The organism is Vibrio sp. D417a, from assembly GCF_030248595.1.
GTDB classification, from domain to species: domain Bacteria; phylum Pseudomonadota; class Gammaproteobacteria; order Enterobacterales; family Vibrionaceae; genus Vibrio; species Vibrio alginolyticus.
Map to the genome: position 1 here is coordinate 371,787 of NZ_JAHGAM010000001.1, position 14,541 is coordinate 386,327.

Below are 14,541 nucleotides of genomic sequence, written 5' to 3' on the forward strand. Positions count from 1 at the left end.
ACTCGCTTTTGGTAAGCAATTAAAGCTTAGCTTCGATCATCGCTTCTAGTTTGCCTTGGTCAACGGCGAAGTTGCGGATACCTTCAGCCAGCTTCTCAACAGCCATTGGGTCTTGGTTATGTTCCCATAGGAATTCAGCGTGAGTCATTGGTGCTGGACGCTCAGCTGCGCCTTTAGAATCAACTAGTTTCTCAACTACTTCACCTTCAGCTGCTTCTAGTTCTGCAAGTAGAGCAGGAGCGATAGTTAGACGGTCACAACCAGCTAGTTCTAAGATCTCACCGATATTACGGAAGCTTGCGCCCATAACTACAGTTTTGTAGCCGTATTCTTTGTAGTAGTTGTAGATCTTAGTTACAGATAGTACGCCTGGATCTTCTTGAGCTTCGAAGTCACGGCCTTCTTTCGCTTTGTACCAGTCCATGATACGACCAACGAATGGCGAGATTAGGAATACACCCGCTTCTGCACAAGCACGTGCTTGAGCGAACGAGAATAGAAGCGTTAGGTTACAGTTGATGCCTTCTTTTTCTAGGATCTCAGCTGCGCGAATGCCTTCCCAAGTTGAAGCCAGTTTGATAAGGATACGGTCGTTAGTGATGCCAGCATCGTTGTACATTTTCACTAGTTGACGAGCTTTCGCTACGCTGCCTTCCATATCGTAAGATAGACGAGCGTCTACTTCTGTAGAGATACGACCTGGGATAGTTTTTAGGATTTCTTTACCGATGTTTACTGCAAGCATGTCACAAGTATCTTGAACTTGTTGAGCTTTGTCGTTGCTCTGTGCTTTAGCGTATTCGATTGAAGCATCGATTAGAGGTGCGTACTCTGCGATTTGAGCGGCTTTAAGGATAAGAGAAGGGTTAGTTGTTGCGTCTTCTGGCTGATACTTTTTAATTGCATCAATCTCGCCAGTGTCTGCTACTACAGTCGTTAGTTTACGAAGTTGCTCTAACTTGTTGCTCATAATCGATCATCCTATTTAAATGGGCTTAAGCGTGATTTTTGTTATCACAGCTTGTGCATTTGCAAGCGAGTTAGCTAACCGTCTCATCGCATTTAATGAGACATCTGCTCAGCCAACTACGGAAAATTTCGTTACCGAACAAATGCTATGAACATTTGATCGATAGCTGAGTAAATGATGTGTCCATATTTATCCTATCTATGCTGAAAGTCAATCGCTGAAATGGACTTATAGTGAACTTCATCAACGTTTTTTTGCTGTGTGTTTAGTGGTTAACCCAAATAAACGTTTGCCCTTATTGTTCAAAGCTTGAGCGTTGTACGCTAGGGTAAAAAATTGTAGTGAGAAAATGTTATTGCGATGAGCAAATGTAGCGTTTAAATTGATAAAGAACATATGCTAAGTCAATGAGCATATGCTCACTTATTGCATACAATATCGATCCTCTTAAAGGGCGAGAGAAACCATGAGCAGTTCTAATCAAGATATTTCCATTGAAAACACGGATTTGTTGACAGAGATTTCCGTCGCGTATTATCAAGACGGTGCGACTCAGGAAGAGATATCGAGAAAATTTGCCATATCACGCGCAAAGGTTGGGCGAATGCTCAAGCAGGCGCGTGATGAAGGCATTGTTGAAATTACCGTTAAATACCATCCGGTGTTCAGCGCCAAGATCGAACAACGTTTGATCGAGCGATTCGGCGTTAAGCGCGCGCTTGTTGCTCTTGATCAACCGAATGAAGAAGCGCAACGACTACAGGTATCGGGATTGGTGTCCAATTATCTCACTAGCACGCTCAAAAACGGCATGGTGGTGACGGTCGGACAAGGGCGCAACGTGTCGTCTGTCGCTCACCATATTGGTGTTATTACGCCGCGTGATTGTAAATTTGTGTGTGGCATTGGTGGTATTCATCCGCGTGGCGGTATGTATAACGCCGACCATATTTGTCGTCAGTTGGCGAAGAAATATGGGGGGACCTCTGAAACACTTTATGCGCCGGCTTACGCAGAAAACAGAGAACAGAAGTTGGCCTTTATGCAAAATGCAACCGTGAAACAAACGCTCGACCTAGCACGTAAAGCCGATGTCGCTTTGGTTGGTATTGGTGACATGAGCGAAAACAGTTACATGGTCGACTTAGGTTGGTTTACGCCTGATGAAGTGGTTCAGTCGAGACTTCAACAAGGTGTGGTAGGGGATTTTGCAGGTTATGACTTCTTTGATATTCACGGTAATGTAGCGAACACGGTAATGAGTGACCGAGTAATTGGACTTGGTATTGAAGAGTTTCGGCCGATCTCGGAAGTCATTGCGATCGCAGCTGAGAACAGCAAGCCACTCGCTCTACTCGGAGCATTAAGAACTGGAGCGATAGACGTGATCGCCACGAGCGTTAGCAACGCATTAACCGTGCTCAACTTAGATGAGCAAATGCACGGCAACGCGACATCTGAACGCTAACGGAAATAGTCGGCTTTTGATGTAGTCAGGCTATGAGGGGTGACAAATCACTCATAGCCAGTTTCTATTTCGAAATGACAAGTTTGGTTTAGAAGCTGCGTTTAGTTTATTGGAACACATCATCTTTAGATAAACGTAAGATACTTTGTTAAACAGACACTTGTCTTAACACTCGATAGGTAGAGAGTGGTCTGCACCCCATTCGGTCCAAGAACCGTCGTACACCGACAGGTTGTCTAGACCAATTTGATACGCCGCGAGTAATAAAATGCATGCGGTCACACCGGAGCCGCAACTAAAAATAATTGAAGTGTCACTATCTATCGTTAGTGCGCTAAATATCTGTTGCAACTCTGAATTTGGTTTAATGTGACCGTTGGTTAAGAGTTCTTGAAACGGTAAGCAAACCGAATTTGGAATGTGCCCACTACGTAGACCTTCTCGTGGCTCAGGCACTTCACCAAGGAAGCGTGCTTTGGCTCTGGCATCGATGATATTTGCACTTTTATTGGTGGAATGAGCAAGAACATCTTGTGCACTCAAAAAGGCATTTTGATTGAGCTTACCCGCAAAGTTACCTTTTTCGCTTGGTTGCGATAGGGCACTTTCGACAGGAAATCCGGCTTCAATCCAAGCAGGAAGACCGCCGTTTAAGACTCGAACATTATCATGTCCCATAGCTTTGAACATCCACCAAGCTCTTGGCGCGGCTAAAGTGCCAGAGTTGTCGTAAACCACAATCAAATCTTCGTTGTTCAAACCGAGTTGTTTCGCACTTTGGTTGAAGCCTTCTTCTGTTGGCATCATATGCGGCAGAGAAGAACCGGGTAAGCAAAAGTCATTGTCGTAATCAAAGCGTAAAGTATTTGGAATCCACTTATCTTGAATCTTTTTGCCTTCAGAAGGGATTTGAAACGCAATACTAGCGTCGAGGAGCTTGACGTTAGGTTGGCCGAGAAAGCTATTGAGTTCATCAGTACTAATCAGTGCTTGCATTGTCTTTAGTTTGCTAGGTGGATAATCTTACTGTTTTACAACAAAAAAATCGCATGTTCAAAAGAACGATGCGATTTTTAAGCTTGAGATTGAAGATTTATGATGAAAGGTCGCTTTCGCCATGCCTTCAATCTATCTAGTTACATGGTCCAAGTGTTGTCTCCAGAAGTAATCACTTTCTGAATTGGGTCACTGCCGTCATAGAACCAAATTTCAACAAGTAGGCTACCTTGGCTATCAGAAACATTAAAGTCGACGTTTGCTGTACCGTTGTTGAGTGGAACCGATGCGACTTTGCTTGGATATTTTGCATCGTAGTTACCTGAACTGTTCTCGACAAACTCTTTGTACACGCTTAGGTGTGCACGTTGTGAAGAGAAACCACTGATGTTTACATTGAGCGTACCCTCCGTCACTGGGTTGTAGCTAAAGCCATCCGGTACTACTAGGTCCTGCATGGTTGCATTTTCTACAGTTACGGTAGTCTCTTCTACGGTTGTTTCTTCCTGTTGGGTTGTGTCTTCCTCTGCAACGGTGGTTTGGGTTGGTGAAGGTGGTGTACTGTTACCACCTCCGCCGCCACCGCCACAAGCCGTTAGTGCTAATCCCATGATGATTGTGATAAGTGCTTTCATAATGTTATCTCCCTATGGAATGTAGCATTTGTTAGGTGTTGGAGCGGTGTGCCAATCTGTGCTTCGTTCGCCACCAGACTCAGCCCAAGTTTGGAATTGAGGGTATGCATCGACCATGTCTACACGCTCTAGCGGCCAATCCCAATCTTCTACTATCAACAGTGCCCAAGGTAAGTTGTTTGCTGTTTTGAAGTACACACCTTGCGCAGGGTCACTTGCATCGACGCCGACACCGAAGAGGTTTTGGTCATCAAACTGTTCTGTTGGTGCTTGGTCTGCTAAGTGAACTTCCCACTTACGCCCTGGTTGGAAAGTAATACCATCGCCATGGTAAGTGCCCGGTGTTGCAAAGATGAACGGGTCGTATGGCATGGCTTGAATTGCTGAACGGTCAGAGCCTTCAGTGAAGTACACATTCAAGGTAAAGGTGAGTGAAACGTTATCATCACAGCCAGACTCGGTACGGAAGTAGCTACAGCTGCTCGCCGCGTGTGTGCTTAAGTCTTCACTGATGATGAAAATGGCTTCATCAGAAATACTTTCCAAGCCATTAGATGCTTGTTCTACACCATTGAAGGAGAGCGTTGTTAGTCCGTTTTCAATCGAGCTTCTTAAAACACCCGGTAGTCGGATTGCGAAGCCATTTTTGTAACTTGCGCCGTAAGCCGCTAGGTCACCAGTAATTTGAATATTCTCAACATGACCAGCAAGACTGGTTTCAGTGATGCGGAATTTCACGACCACATCGTTCATATCGTAGTCTGCGGTGTATGGCCAGTTATCTTCGTAAGCGACGGTGGCGTAATCTTCTGCACTCGGGAAATATTCCACTGAGTAGCCATTACCAGTGATGGTAATTGGGTAATCTTCCACCTCACCAGATGTCGAACCACCATCGTAGTTTAATCCGGTTTGTTGGCTAAAGCGGAATCGGCTCCAGCTAGACCCTTCCGTTGCAGCGGTTGAAACGACAAACGGTAGGGGATTATTACCCGCAGACAGTAGTTGGTCAGTAAAGACTTGTTCGCCTTCATCATTAAAGTCACCATCGCGGTTCCAGTCAAACCATGCTGATAGGTAGCCAGAAGTGGAAGCCGTCACATTCACAATTGAACTTAAGCCTGGGTCAAGTGCGGATACAAAACCAACACCATCTTCATCAGCGGTGCCAACAGAGTTGTCGTTTGCTTGACCGTCGGCATCACCATCTGGCGCGACAGAACCAAGCCAAGTTACACCGTCCACCTCGTGGCGAGGACCATTTGACGCAAGTGTTGTGTGGTAGCTGTCTGGAGCATCACCAAAATCGATTGGCTCGTCTTCGTCAATCACTGGAGCATTTGCACAACGTGCGCCATCATTTTGGCTTGAGCTTGGACCGTTAGACACAAACTCAACCGCAGGAACGATACCTGCTGCGATATTGGCTGCGTTACCTTCCGAAAGGTCAACGCGATAGATTTTGCCATCTTGGTTACGTGACACGTAGTAGTTTCCGTTTACATCGAAGTAGCCAGCACCAAATGTGCCTAACTCGCCAGTGTCGCCTATCGCAGTCGTATTACCATTCGATGGGTTGAACTGGTACAGCACTCCAGAGTTATTGTCGATGCCGTAAAGGGAACCGTCGCCTGGATGGAATGCAAAGTCGGTTAGGTTCACAGTCGCTGTTGAACTAATTTTCACGATGCTCAATGTCGCATTTGGATCAGAATCGAGCGGAGAAAGGTCAATGGAGAAAAGTCCTTTGCCTTTGCGGTACAAGTAGTAGACGTGGTTGTAAACGTCACCTACGTAAAAGGTGTGGTCGGTTGGAAGACCCGAAACATTAAGCGTCTCTGCTTGGAAGTCTTGACCAAGACGAACAATCTTTTTGTTTGTGGTGTCGTAGCCGTAGATATAACGGTCAGTGAAGTTAAAGCCTACACCGTTGATGCCCGAAGCCAAACCTGTGTCGTCCTCTAAAAGAGTCGTAGAACCTGTAACCAAATTGACGCCATAGATTTGAACCGGGGTTGATTGGAATAGGTATGCTTTGCTTGGGCATGTGTCAAATGGCGCCGCTTGTGCATAAGCGCTCGCTATTAGAGACCCAAGTAGTAGTGATGTCCTTTTCATAATTCGCCCTCTCATTGGTTCGTGATATATGCAATGAAAGGAATGTGCCAACTTTTAAGTGGTTGAATTTTATGGAGTTAATATTTGTAAGGAGAAGGGTTTTAAATCTGATTGTCAAAATGAGAAAAAAGCCCAACATCGAGTTGGGCTTTTTGGGAATGATTAGAGGTTTAGAACTAACTACAAACCGGACAGGTGGGCATTTTCATCAGATTCATTTCTCGCCAAGACATGCTGAGCGCATCCAAAATCAGAATTTTGCCTTTCTTTGGTTGGCCGTAATCAGCAATCACTTTAATCGCCTCCATCGCCTGTACTGCGCCAACAATACCCACAACAGGAGCCATGACTCCGGCTTCGACACAACTTAACGCACCGCTGCCGAAGAGGGCACTTAAGCACTGGTAACATGGTTGCGCTGGGTCATCATAAGTAAACACGCTCACTTGGCCTTCCATACGAATAGCCGCGCCTGAAATTAGCGGTGTTTTGGTCGCAAAACATAGGCGGTTAAGTTGATTGCGCGTATCGACGTTATCTGATGCATCAACAACAATTGTGTGCTGTTCGATCAAGCTTTTTAGCTCTGTATCATCAAGACGTTTTTCGATGGTATCTACAATGATGTGCGGGTTAAGTTCGCGTAGTGCATCAGCAGCCGATTCGACCTTCTTACGACCAATATCCGCATCGTGGTGCAGAACTTGTCGCTGAAGATTAGACAACTCGACGATATCATCATCAATCAGCGTAATTTTACCGACACCAGCAGTGGCCAAATATTGGCTTGATGCGCAGCCTAAACCGCCAGCACCAAGCATCAGTACCGATGCTTGTTTGAGTGCTTCTTGCCCATCAAAGTCGAATTGACGAAGAATGATTTGGCGGTTGTAACGCAACATTTCCTGATCGGAAAGAATATCCACAACGACTTCCTAGTAAAGGGTTGAGTTGAATAGTTGAATCTGAACCGTTTCGCCCACTTCAACTCGGCCGCGTTCACGTTCCAAGACAACAAAACAGTTCGCTAGGCTCATTGAGCGGAATGCTCCAGAGCTTTGGTTACCGGTTGTTTCAACGACAAACTTGCCATCTTCCAATGTATAGATACCACGTTGGTAATCGGTACGGCCTGGCGCTTTCTTAAAGGCGGTTTTGGTTGTTGCTGGAATAGATTCGGGTGCTTTCCATTCTGTATGGCCTGCAAGTTTTGCCAGCATTGGTTGAACAAGCACGTACATAGTAAGAACTGCAGAAACAGGGTTACCCGGCAGCCCACAGAACCAAGCTGTACTTAGCTTACCAAATGCGAAAGGTTTACCCGGCTTGATTGCTAACTTCCAGAAACCGATTTCACCAAGCTCTTCAAGAATGTCTTTGGTGTAATCCGCTTCGCCCACACTAACACCGCCTGAGGTCACAACCACATCTGCCAATGTTTGCGCTTGTTCAAAGGTTGCTTTCAGAGTCTCTGGGCAATCTGGAATGATGCCAAGATCAACGGCTTCACAACCGAAGTTCTCGATAAGTGGTTTAATACCGTAACGGTTGCTGTCGTAGATCTGACCTTCGTCTAGCGGCTCGCCCAGTGGTTTAAGTTCATCACCAGTAGAGAAGAACGCAACTTTTGGCTTACGTACTACTGTCACATGGCTAACACCAAGCGACGCAATCATCGGAATATCGCGAGGTGTCAAACGTGCACCTTTTGCCAGTACGATGTCGCCTTGCTTGATGTCGTCACCTGTTGGGCGGATGTTGTTTTGTGGCTTCACGTCGGTTTGGTTGAACTGAATGCCATCATCTGTCACTTCAGTATTTTCTTGCATGATAACGGCATCACAACCCTGTGGGATTTTTGCGCCAGTCATGATGCGAACACAGGTACCTTGAGGCCATTCACCTTCAAAAGGTTGTCCTGCAAATGATTTACCTGCCAGAGGCAATACAGAAGATGACTCAAGATCTTGAATGCGAATAGCGTAGCCATCCATTGCTGAGTTGTCGAATGGCGGTACGTGGATAGGAGACAAGATATCTTCTGCCAGTACAAAACCGAGTGCTTCAGCAAGTGGAAGAGAAAGCGTTGTTTGGATAGGTTTGATTCGCGATAACATTTTGTCCATCGCTTCTTCAATTGGCATCAAGCCAGGTGCGTCGCAGCAGCCCATTGAGAAAATCCTGTGTTCTTTTGTTTTGTGGCAACTTTACCATAAAAGGGGACTGAGTAAGAATGTCCACCTATAAAATATGGGTGTAATTATTCAAAAATCCGAGTATCCTTGTCAGCCATCCAAAAGGGGTAAAAAACCTGCGGAGCTCAAGAAAATCAGCTCAGTACCTTCATCTGATGTGACTTGGTGTAAAGACACGAACTGAGCAACTCAAAGCGAAAAGTATGAATGCAATTTTGATTGGGTTTGTACGAAGGCTGAAGTAAAACAAAAGAGGAAGTGGAATGTCAGGTCTTAGCGAGTCAGCGAAGTTAGTAAAAGAAGCGCTAGAGCAACGCGGTTTGGAAACGCCAATGCGTCCAAACAACGTAAGTCGTGAAGAGAAGAAAGAGAAGATCGAGCACCACATGCGTGAGATCTTAGGTCTACTTCAACTTGACCTTACCGACGATAGCCTAGAAGAAACCCCTCACCGCATTGCTAAGATGTACGTTGACGAAATCTTCTCTGGTCTGGATTACTCCAACTTTCCTAAAATCACAGTGATTGAGAACAAGATGAACGTGAGCGAGATGGTTCGCGTGAAGGACATCACCGTAACCAGTACTTGTGAACACCACCTTGTGACCATTGATGGCAAGGCCGCTGTGGCTTACATTCCACGTGGAAAGATCATTGGCCTGTCAAAGATCAACCGTATCGTTCGCTTCTTTGCTCAGCGTCCACAAGTACAAGAGCGTATGACTCAGCAGATTCTTGTTGCACTTCAAACGCTGCTTGAGTCCGATGATGTGGCAGTGACGATTGACGCAACACACTACTGCGTGAAATCTCGCGGTGTGATGGATGCAACTAGCGAAACGACAACAACTGCATTGGGTGGCATCTTCAAGAGCAACCCAGCAACGCGTGCCGAATTTCTGCACGGTTTACGCTAGGTAACTAAGCAAGTTTCTAAGAGGATGGCAAACGCCATCCTTTTTTTATACTTGTTTAGAAAATGACTTCATGATTTCTGGCCAATACATTTTGACGTAACCTGCCGATACCCAAACAACCAATACAGTCGCGATACTGAGCTCTAGAAAACCAAAGTCGTGTAGCCAGTGCCAGTGAGGGTGCGATTCGGCAAAAAAAGAGGTTAAGCGATGCATTGCGATAGCGCTGATCACGGAAGGAAAGGTTACTGCCGCGATAGAAGGTTGAAACTTCAAGCGAAGTAAGCGGAAGTAACATAAGTAGATCAATAAAGTCATAGTGATGGCGATCCCGGCCAATGCGCCTGTCAGTATCGGATCAGGTAAGGGAAAGTTCACCAAGTATGCTGCTAATGACAAGTTTACCGGCGCGGCCATAATCGCGAGGGTCGGTCTTGCTCGCCTTGGTAGAGAGCCGAAAAACACCAAACGATACAACACGAGTGGCAGCATGAAGAAATAAATGCCGATGCACATCATCGCTAATGTTTCGGAGAATAAGTTGTGACCTAGTTGAGAACCGGCTAGTGAACTACTGATTAGCCCCACCGGATAAAGAAACCAACTCGGTACGATATTGGACATTTTGAAGTTCATTAGCTGAAAGCTAAAAAACAGCACCATCATAGTAAAATGCAGCAAAAGCGCCATAAACCAAAGTGGATAAGCGATGATAGGCGCTACAGCGGCAAGATAATCTGCAAGGATCAGTAACGCCATACTCATTGGTGCCATTAAACTACCACTCAGCGGGTGACGAATGTCGACCATGAATAATCGTGGATTCGCGGCATATTTTATGAGTACAGGGGCGAGTAAAAGTGCGCCGAGTGACGCCAAAAATGGGCGTATCGATTCACCAATCTCAGGAACATAGAGTGCCCAAGCTTGCCCTAAACCTATCATACCTAGTGCCAACGCGGCTTGAGACGGCGGGACACTATAAAACTGCACAAGTCTTCTCCAGTTCAAATCTACTCCATTTGATTTTTGCCTGAATGAAACGAAACATGACGATTTGGATGAAATGCTCTATTTAAGTAGCGAATACTAACAAGTATGGAGAGGGGTTTCTCATGAAAGGTGGTGAGCAAATATCAGAGAATGATAATTTTGTGAGTTTGGTATCGAATATTTGGGAAAAGATGTAAAAATGCAGAGTTTATCGCTCCAAACCCTTCGATAGTCTGGAGCGAAGTGATAACAAAGAGAATGTTATGTTGATTGATTCTCCGGTAGATCCTGCTGGCGTAACTTTTCGTTTTTGATTGTGCGATGCAGCAACTGGCTGTAAATAGGTTGTCCACCCAACAATTGAGCAATAATCACAGCGCCCAAACAAGTAATGATCAATGGCAGGATTAAGTAGTAGTTATTCGTCATTTCAATCACTAACAGAATACCAGTAATCGGTGCACGTACCGTTGCAGCAAACAGGGCACCCATGCCCGCAATCGCAAATACACCAGGCTCGATATCAAGCGCAGGGAGCAAGACATCAGCACTTGCTCCGAACGCATAGCCAAATAAGGTTCCCAGAGCAAGCATAGGTGCAAAGATGCCTCCCGGCGCACCAGAACCAAAACAGAGCAGGGTTGTAATTACACGACCAAAGAAAAGCAAAACTAAAATAGATACCGAGTAGTTACCGTTAGTAATGTCAGGAATAAGGCCGATACCACCACCAGTTAGTTGGGGTACGTACAAAAGAAGCAAGCCAAACACGCCTCCCAGTAACGAACCTACAATCAAGTAGCGCTTACGATCGTTTTTGTGAATTGCGACAAAACTGTCTTGTGCCACGGTAATCAGTTTATTGAAGATCACGCCAAACACGCCAAACAATGCGCCAAGCAATAAAAACAGCCATAGGGTTTGAAGCTCTGGCGACTGGTATTGCGGCATAGTGATAACGGCGTCTTGCCCGTTAATGGCGCGAAACACTATGTTCGCCATAATGGCAGAAATGATCACTGCGCGAATTGAGATCAAAGAGTAGCGAAACTGAGGTCGCATTTCCTCCACAACGAACATAATGCCTGCGAGTGGGGCATTAAAAGCCGCAGCCAAACCGCCAGCAGCACCAGAAGCGAGCAGGGAGTGGCGGGTATCGTCATCCTTTACGCGGAATATATCGGTCACCATTCGACCTACAGCACCACCCATTTGAACGGTTGGGCCTTCACGACCCAGCACCATACCTGAGCCAAGTGCGCCCATGCCGCCGAAGAATTTTACTGGTAGAACTCGCCACCAGCGCACTGGACGAATATTATCCATTGCCCCTTCGATTTCAGGAATACCAGAACCTGCCGCTTCTGGCGCAAAGCGGTGCACAAGAAAATAGCCAATAAAAGCTAAAAGTGCGCTAATGAGAACCGCTGCCAGCCACAATGGTAGAACATTACCAATTTCGCTTCTTAACCATTCTGTTCGTGTTTCAGAAACGAAATGAACGGCAAGCTCGAAATACGTACCGACAAAACCAGCCAACGTACCTACAATGGCCGCCATAATGAGAACAGAAAATGGTGTTGACCCTCGAGAGACAAACTGGTTAATCGCATCTTTCGGTACGTGCGCTAACACAGATTTCACAATTCTCTCGCGTTTGGTCATTAACAAGCTCTCCTGTTGCTGGGGGAAGGTACGAAAGAAAGTATACGCTTCGCAGAGTCTAGACCTAATCAATAAAGATGCAATTTAGCTTTTCACTATTGAGTGTTCGAAGTGTCGCGATATTATTCATTCACTCAGATTGTGCTATTGCTCTCATAATTTAGGATAAAAAACTTGTTTTTTGAGAAAAATGAACCATGCTTTAAATGTAAAGCAACATGACTGCTTCAGAAGGAGGGATGTGAGGTTTTACACACAATTTGGATGGATTCAAACCCTACGGTAAGTCCTCGTTTTATGTTCGGGATGCATCAATAGACATCGCCGATTCGCACACTCACGATTGAGTAACGAGGTAGAGGCGCACGCACATGTGCGCCTTCTTAATTTCTGCGTTATAACTTTCATCACCATAACTTTCATCGCCACCTGCCACTATTTTTCTCTTGAACATTTTCTTGCAGTTAGTAATGTCTTGGTTCGATGTCAACCAACTAGAGCAGTGCATGCGCTTTTATCTTCGACTCTTACTTTCTTTATGTTGTTGTTCGGTAACGTTTCCGGCACTTTCAACGCCGAGCTGGTGGCAAGACACGTTGTCAGCAATGCCATATTCCAATCTAAAAGAACGTATAGAAAAAAGTGGAAGCTGGTATGGTTGCGAAGTGCAGCTGCGAGACAACTCAACGTTTATCAGCGCATTTTGTTTGGATGATTTTTCGTACTACCGGCAGCACTTGTATGGTGAAGTGATTTTGAGAAGAGAAAGTGCTCAGTTCTCGTTTCTCACTGAATACGAGTGGCAGCGTCTGAATGACTTACTTCTCAACTTAAGAAAGGATGGGTTAGTTTTACGCAGAGTTACTATCGGACAAGAACACTATGATGTCGTTGAAGCGCTGGAAAAGAAATCTTCCGAACTTGTCGATAAAGAAGTTATTTTGTTGATGAACCGCTATCCGCAAGAAGCGATTCGAAGTTTGCTTTGGGTAAAACCGGACGAGTTTCTGACGCCATCACCGTCCTTAAATGTGCACTTGCGCAGTGATGGCGAAATTATCGAGGTCAAAGTGACTCGTTTTTAGATTCTTTATGGAGAGATAGGAAGGTCGCCATTGCAGATTCGTCCAAAAAACCATCCGATTTTTTGTGAGCGCGCAGGTATTGATAGCCAGCGATTAGCTTGCGGTGTAGCTCTTCTGCATCGTCTGACAACGGCTGATTCATAACGTGTTGAAAGGCAAGTTTGTACGCATCCATATCCACGACTTCAGCACGGCGATATAAATAACCACATCCCGTTGCTAACCATTCGAGAGAGCAATTGGCGCGCATTGCAATTTGATTTGCTTTGGTTAGGCTAGGTTCACTGCCTTTAAGGTATTTGCGTATTAAAGCTTCAGACACATCGACGCGTCGAGCGAACCCGCTGATGCTTTCTTCTCCGATCAGGGTGGCTAGGCGTTGGGCAAAAGACATATTTCGTACTCCAGTTCGAATTGCGAAAGTTTACCCGTTGAGCCGGTACGAAAACAAGACTACGATGAATGCAGATCAATTGAAGGAGAAAACCCATGGTTGCAAAAGTAGTAACTGCACCAAAAGGCCCAGAGTTCTCAGAGCTGGTTCAAGGATATTGGCGTGCAGTTGAGTGGGGAATGACGGCTCAAGAGCGTTTGTCATTTCTTAAGCAACACATTGAGTTAGGCATTACGACAGTCGATCACGCCGACATCTACGGTAATTACGAGTGTGAGGCGTTGTTTGGTGAAGCGTTAGCTTTAGACAAGAGTGTTCGTGAGCAAATTCAGATCGTGACGAAATGCGACATCAATTTGTGTGGCGATAAAACGCCAGAGCGTAAGATCAATCACTACGACACGAGCTCAGCACATATCTACCAATCGGTGAATAACTCGCTAGAACGTTTGAATGTGGATGAAATCGACGTACTTTTAATTCATCGTCCTGACGTGTTAATGGATGCAGACGAGGTTGCAGAAGCATTTTCTGAGCTTCACAAAGTCGGCAAAGTGAAGCACTTTGGCGTGTCTAACTTCACCCCATGCCAGTTTGAACTGCTGCAATCTCGCTTAGGTAAGCCGTTGGTTACTAACCAAGTGGAAATCAACCCACTTAACTTTGAGGTTGCACACGATGGAACGCTTGATCAAATGCAAATGTTGCGCACGCGACCAATGGCTTGGTCTTGCCTCGGTGGTGGTTCAATTTTTAGTGGTGACAGTGAGCAAGCTGTTCGTGTCCGTAACGAATTAGAAGCAATTCGTGAAGAAGTGGGCGCAGCGAGTATTGACCAAGTAATTTATGCCTGGGTACGTCGTTTGCCATCTAACCCTATTCCAATCATTGGCTCTGGTAAAATCGAGCGTGTGCAAACTGCAGTTAATGCATTGAACATCGAACTTACTCGAGAGCAATGGTATCGCGTATGGGTGGCTTCTAAAGGTCATGGTGTGCCATAGAATTGATATCTTATCGATGAAATTATTATTAAAGGCATCCTCTAGCAGGGTGCCTTTTTAGTTTTAGCGCGTTACTGTTTACCCATTATGGAAATAGAAAG

General features: G+C 45.5%; 13 protein-coding genes. 4 read left to right on the forward strand and 9 right to left on the reverse strand.

Features of this window, described 5'->3' with window-relative positions:
* Positions 1–19: 19 nt before the first annotated feature.
* A complete protein-coding gene (gene tal, locus KI742_RS01750) occupies positions 20–970 on the reverse strand; it encodes a transaldolase (RefSeq protein WP_005373488.1) in 951 nt (316 codons plus the stop codon).
* Positions 971–1,436: 466 nt separating this feature from the next.
* Between tal and KI742_RS01755 the strand changes: the two genes are divergently transcribed.
* Positions 1,437–2,438, forward strand: coding sequence for a sugar-binding transcriptional regulator (locus tag KI742_RS01755; RefSeq protein ID WP_005387670.1), 1,002 nt, complete (start codon positions 1,437–1,439; stop codon positions 2,436–2,438).
* Between the two features lie 165 nt (positions 2,439–2,603).
* Here KI742_RS01755 and KI742_RS01760 read toward each other — a convergent pair whose 3' ends face one another.
* The 5 genes from KI742_RS01760 to moeA form a co-directional block, all read right to left on the reverse strand.
* Positions 2,604–3,434, reverse strand: coding sequence for a sulfurtransferase (locus tag KI742_RS01760; RefSeq protein WP_213906158.1), 831 nt, complete (start codon positions 3,432–3,434; stop codon positions 2,604–2,606).
* Positions 3,435–3,574: 140 nt separating this feature from the next.
* A complete protein-coding gene (locus KI742_RS01765; RefSeq protein WP_213906157.1) occupies positions 3,575–4,069 on the reverse strand; it encodes a hypothetical protein in 495 nt (164 codons plus the stop codon).
* A gap of 12 nt (positions 4,070–4,081) precedes the next feature.
* On the reverse strand, positions 4,082–6,187 hold the full coding sequence (locus tag KI742_RS01770; protein ID WP_213906156.1) for an LruC domain-containing protein: 2,106 nt from the start codon (positions 6,185–6,187) through the stop codon (positions 4,082–4,084).
* Positions 6,188–6,363: 176 nt separating this feature from the next.
* Positions 6,364–7,113, reverse strand: a complete 750-nt coding sequence (moeB, locus tag KI742_RS01775; RefSeq protein ID WP_213906155.1) for a molybdopterin-synthase adenylyltransferase MoeB — start codon at positions 7,111–7,113, stop codon at positions 6,364–6,366.
* A gap of 9 nt (positions 7,114–7,122) precedes the next feature.
* Positions 7,123–8,358, reverse strand: a complete 1,236-nt coding sequence (gene moeA / locus KI742_RS01780) for a molybdopterin molybdotransferase MoeA (protein ID WP_258478543.1) — start codon at positions 8,356–8,358, stop codon at positions 7,123–7,125.
* 287 nt (positions 8,359–8,645) lie between these two features.
* On the opposite strand from moeA, the gene folE reads away from it, so the two are divergent.
* Entirely contained in the window at positions 8,646–9,299 is a 654-nt protein-coding gene (folE, locus tag KI742_RS01785; protein ID WP_005373478.1) for a GTP cyclohydrolase I FolE, read from the forward strand.
* Between the two features lie 45 nt (positions 9,300–9,344).
* On the opposite strand, the gene KI742_RS01790 is transcribed toward folE, so the two are convergent.
* The gene (locus tag KI742_RS01790; protein WP_285384933.1) at positions 9,345–10,292 is read right to left on the reverse strand and encodes a TDT family transporter; all 948 of its coding nucleotides are present in this window, start codon (positions 10,290–10,292) and stop codon (positions 9,345–9,347) included.
* 261 nt (positions 10,293–10,553) lie between these two features.
* Positions 10,554–11,957 carry a H(+)/Cl(-) exchange transporter ClcA gene (clcA, locus tag KI742_RS01795; RefSeq protein ID WP_005373473.1) on the reverse strand — a complete coding sequence of 468 codons (1,404 nt, stop codon included), beginning with the start codon at positions 11,955–11,957 and terminating at the stop codon, positions 10,554–10,556.
* Between the two features lie 470 nt (positions 11,958–12,427).
* On the opposite strand from clcA, the gene KI742_RS01800 reads away from it, so the two are divergent.
* On the forward strand, positions 12,428–13,042 hold the full coding sequence (locus KI742_RS01800) for a hypothetical protein (RefSeq protein WP_245398181.1): 615 nt from the start codon (positions 12,428–12,430) through the stop codon (positions 13,040–13,042).
* Here the strand turns inward: KI742_RS01800 and KI742_RS01805 are convergent.
* Positions 13,023–13,436, reverse strand: a complete 414-nt coding sequence (locus KI742_RS01805) for a helix-turn-helix transcriptional regulator (protein ID WP_005387686.1) — start codon at positions 13,434–13,436, stop codon at positions 13,023–13,025. The two genes, KI742_RS01800 and KI742_RS01805, sit on opposite strands and share 20 nt — an antisense overlap.
* Before the next feature lie 95 nt (positions 13,437–13,531).
* On the opposite strand from KI742_RS01805, the gene KI742_RS01810 reads away from it, so the two are divergent.
* A complete protein-coding gene (locus tag KI742_RS01810) occupies positions 13,532–14,440 on the forward strand; it encodes an aldo/keto reductase family oxidoreductase (RefSeq protein ID WP_285384932.1) in 909 nt (302 codons plus the stop codon).
* The last annotated feature ends 101 nt before the right edge of the window (positions 14,441–14,541 follow it).

Excerpts from the sequence above, each read along its gene's own strand:
- tal (WP_005373488.1), bottom strand. The coding sequence starts at position 970 with ATGAGCAACAAGTTAGAGCAACTTCGTAAACTAACGACTGTAGTAGCA.
- KI742_RS01755 (WP_005387670.1), top strand. The coding sequence starts at position 1,437 with ATGAGCAGTTCTAATCAAGATATTTCCATTGAAAACACGGATTTGTTG.
- KI742_RS01760 (WP_213906158.1), bottom strand. The coding sequence starts at position 3,434 with ATGCAAGCACTGATTAGTACTGATGAACTCAATAGCTTTCTCGGCCAA.
- KI742_RS01765 (WP_213906157.1), bottom strand. The coding sequence starts at position 4,069 with ATGAAAGCACTTATCACAATCATCATGGGATTAGCACTAACGGCTTGT.
- KI742_RS01770 (WP_213906156.1), bottom strand. The coding sequence starts at position 6,187 with ATGAAAAGGACATCACTACTACTTGGGTCTCTAATAGCGAGCGCTTAT.
- moeA (WP_258478543.1), bottom strand. The coding sequence starts at position 8,358 with ATGGGCTGCTGCGACGCACCTGGCTTGATGCCAATTGAAGAAGCGATG.
- folE (WP_005373478.1), top strand. The coding sequence starts at position 8,646 with ATGTCAGGTCTTAGCGAGTCAGCGAAGTTAGTAAAAGAAGCGCTAGAG.
- clcA (WP_005373473.1), bottom strand. The coding sequence starts at position 11,957 with ATGACCAAACGCGAGAGAATTGTGAAATCTGTGTTAGCGCACGTACCG.
- KI742_RS01800 (WP_245398181.1), top strand. The coding sequence starts at position 12,428 with ATGTCTTGGTTCGATGTCAACCAACTAGAGCAGTGCATGCGCTTTTAT.
- KI742_RS01805 (WP_005387686.1), bottom strand. The coding sequence starts at position 13,436 with ATGTCTTTTGCCCAACGCCTAGCCACCCTGATCGGAGAAGAAAGCATC.
- KI742_RS01810 (WP_285384932.1), top strand. The coding sequence starts at position 13,532 with ATGGTTGCAAAAGTAGTAACTGCACCAAAAGGCCCAGAGTTCTCAGAG.